Source organism: Candidatus Tokpelaia sp., from assembly GCF_008636115.1.
In the GTDB taxonomy this organism is placed as follows: Bacteria; Pseudomonadota; Alphaproteobacteria; order Rhizobiales; family Rhizobiaceae; genus QLZD01.
This window is the reverse complement of the sequence record NZ_QLZD01000036.1, coordinates 1-2,956: the sequence shown is the minus strand read 5'-3', so window position 1 is coordinate 2,956 and position 2,956 is coordinate 1. Positions and strand designations below refer to the sequence as shown.

Annotated in this window: 2 protein-coding genes; one reads left to right on the top strand and one right to left on the bottom strand. The window is 51.4% G+C overall.

Annotated elements, in window-relative coordinates; translation table 11 throughout:
* Positions 1-522 (top strand): DNA translocase FtsK (locus DPQ22_RS07850; RefSeq protein WP_150214882.1); only part of this gene is annotated, 522 nt, incomplete at its 5' end.
* A gap of 302 nt (positions 523-824) precedes the next feature.
* On the opposite strand, the gene DPQ22_RS07845 is transcribed toward DPQ22_RS07850, so the two are convergent.
* On the bottom strand, positions 825-2,956 hold a 2,132-nt coding region (locus DPQ22_RS07845; protein WP_190323192.1), incomplete at its 5' end, for a YadA-like family protein.

Sequence of the window (2,956 nt, the reverse complement as noted above, 5' to 3'; positions counted from 1 at the left end):
AATTTCCCCACGCGGATTTCGTTTCAGGTAACGAGCAAAATAGACAGCCGCACAATTTTGGGCGAGCAAGGGGCAGAAACTTTGCTGGGGCAAGGCGATATGCTGCATATGGCCGGCGGCGGTCGGTTAAAGCGCGTGCACGGGCCTTTTGTTTCCGACCGCGAGGTAGAAAAAGTGGTTGCTCATTTAAAGACGCAAGGCACGCCGGAATATTTGTCCACTGTCACGGAAAGCAATGAAGACGAAACCTCAGACGGCAAAAATAAGGCAGAAGGCGATGATGAACATTCTGCCGTGGCGGAAATTGTCGCCGCTGCCGGTGGTAATGATGATTTTGACGATTTATATATTCAGGCTGTTAAAATTGTTATGCGCGATAAAAAATGCTCTACTTCTTATATTCAGCGCCGGCTGGGTATCGGCTATAACAAGGCTGCTACTCTGGTAGAGAAAATGGAAGAAGAAGGTTTGGTGGGTGAGGCCAATCATGTCGGCAAGCGCGAAATTCTGATAAACGGCTAAGATATTTTTGTCGCAATTTTATCGGTTCGGTTTTGCCGGAATTATCAGGACAGGCTGCGATAATTGCTGAGGCGTGAGGCAGCAATTATAAATATTGTAATCTGTGCGATATTTTCTGTCGCAATGGCTGTATCTCGCGTGGAATCGTCCAATCCCGCTATTTCCAATCATTCGTGTCAAATAATAGCAGCAAATGAGGAAGCAAATAAAACGGGCAGAATTTCGTCAGTTCCGCCCGTTTGTGTTTTTGCCCGCTAGCGGCTGTTTTATCTTTGCTTCATGCTGAGGCTGTCCGGCTAGCCCTATTTGTTTAACCGGATAGTCACGCCGCCGCCAATACCCATAGTGCTGTTGGCCACTGTGCCGGTAATATTGCTGCGAATGCGGCCATTCTCACTGGTATAGCCGGCGCCGAAGGAAACAGCGCCTTTGCTCTTCCAATAACCGCTGCCAAGGCCGACACTGAATGCGCCGGGCGTATCGTCAAAGCGCAGGGAAGCAGCAGCGAGGCCGATAGCAGCGGCAGAACGAGCCTCATCACGGACATGATGAATTTTATGGCGCAGGCGGTCAAAACGCATATCCGTGTATCTGTTGGCCTGATCGACGGCATCAGTCGTAATATTATTAACGCGCATATCCGTGTAATTATTGGCAGATTTCAGGGTGGTTGCCGCAGTATTGCTGATATTGGTATTCAGCTCGTCCCTGGCATCGCTTAGCTGGCCGCCATTGACAGCATCGGTAGAGCCTTTGGCCACTGTGCCCGCTGCAACATTGTGGAGAGCAACAGGAGTTGAGGCATCAGCGCCTACCAAAGTTACACTGTTGGTTTTTTTGCCGCTTGAGTCTTTATCATATTGCACGGCATTCCCGGCTACATTGCCAATATCGCCGATCTGCCCTTCTATAGTGCCCACACGGTTTTCAACATTGCCGACCCGGGTATCAATGCCGTCAATACGGGTATTGGTGTCAAAAAGCTGGCCGGCATTGACCGCATCGGTGGAGCCTGAAGCAATAGTGCCGGCAGCAACATTAGTGAGCTTTTGCGGGGTTGCTGTGCCATTATCACTATCGATAAGGGCCAGGGTTGCGCTGTCTGTGCGCTGGACAACACCGCTTTTGCCATTATTGATATTGGTAAGCTGCGTGTTGATGGTTGCAATATCCGTTGTGTTTTTAACCACTCTGGAATTGACGCCGAACAGGCCGGAATCCAGGGCAGTAAAGGCGTCACCCACATTGCCATAATCGGCGCTTGTAGCTGTGCCGCTGCTGTCATAAGAGCGGATAGTATAAGTGGGCCCTGTGATAGCACTTGCCGAGACGCCGCCAAAAGGCGATGTATAGGAGGCACCGCCGCCCAGATATTTAGCCATTTGCTCGCCATTAGCATCTATAGCGCTATGAGTAGCATAAAGCTGTCTGCCGTTGACGGCATCGGTTGAGGTGCTGGACAGAGTGCCGGCGGCCAGATTGGTAAGCTTCTGGCTATTGCCGGGGCTAGCGGCGGTGCCGTCAGCGGCAACAAGCGCCAGATTATCGCTACCGGTGCGCTGTACCGGGCCAAGCGTGCCGTTGTTGATATTATTGGTGATATTGGTCAGGCTGTTATTGACGCTATTAAAGCTGCTGTCTACGGCTGCGAAGGCGCCGCTAACGCTATTACTGTTTGTGCCCTGGACAGTGAAGGTCGGCGCTGTGCCGTTGGCGACATTGGCACCGCCGCCAAGATAGCTATTAGTGTTGGTAGCAACCGTGTTAATCGCCGTAGCATTGGTGGCGATATTGGTTTTGTTGGTAGCAATATCGGTCGTATTGGCAGTGATATTGCCGGTGTTTGTGGCAATATTGCCGGCATTGGCGGTCACATTGGTATTAGTCGTGTTCAACTGTGTGCCGTTGACGGCGTCAGTTGAAGTTGAAGACAGAGTGCCGGCGGCCAGATTGGTAAGCTTCTGGCTATTGCCGGGGCTAGCGGCGGTGCCGTTGGAAGCAGTCAGAACCAGGCTGTTTGTGTCACTGGTGGAGCGTTTCACAGGGCCAATCGTGCCGTTATTGACGCTATCAGTAATGCTCGTCAGGCTGGTATTGATGGTGCTCAAATTAGTATCAACGGCAGCGAATGCACCGCTAACGCTATTGCTGTTTGTGCCCTGGACGGTGAAGGTCGGCGCTGTTCCGGCCGAGACATTGGCACCGCCGCCAAGATAGCTATTAGTGTTGGTAGCAACTGTGTTAATCGCCGTAGCATTGGTAGCGATATTGGTTTTGTTGGTAGCAATATCGGTCGTATTGGCAGTGATATTGCCGGTGTTTGTGGCAATATTGCCGGCATTGGCGGTCACATTGGTATTAGTCGTGTTCAACTGTGTGCCGTTGACGGCGTCAGTTGAAGTTGAAGACAGAGTGCCGGCGGCCAGATTGGTAA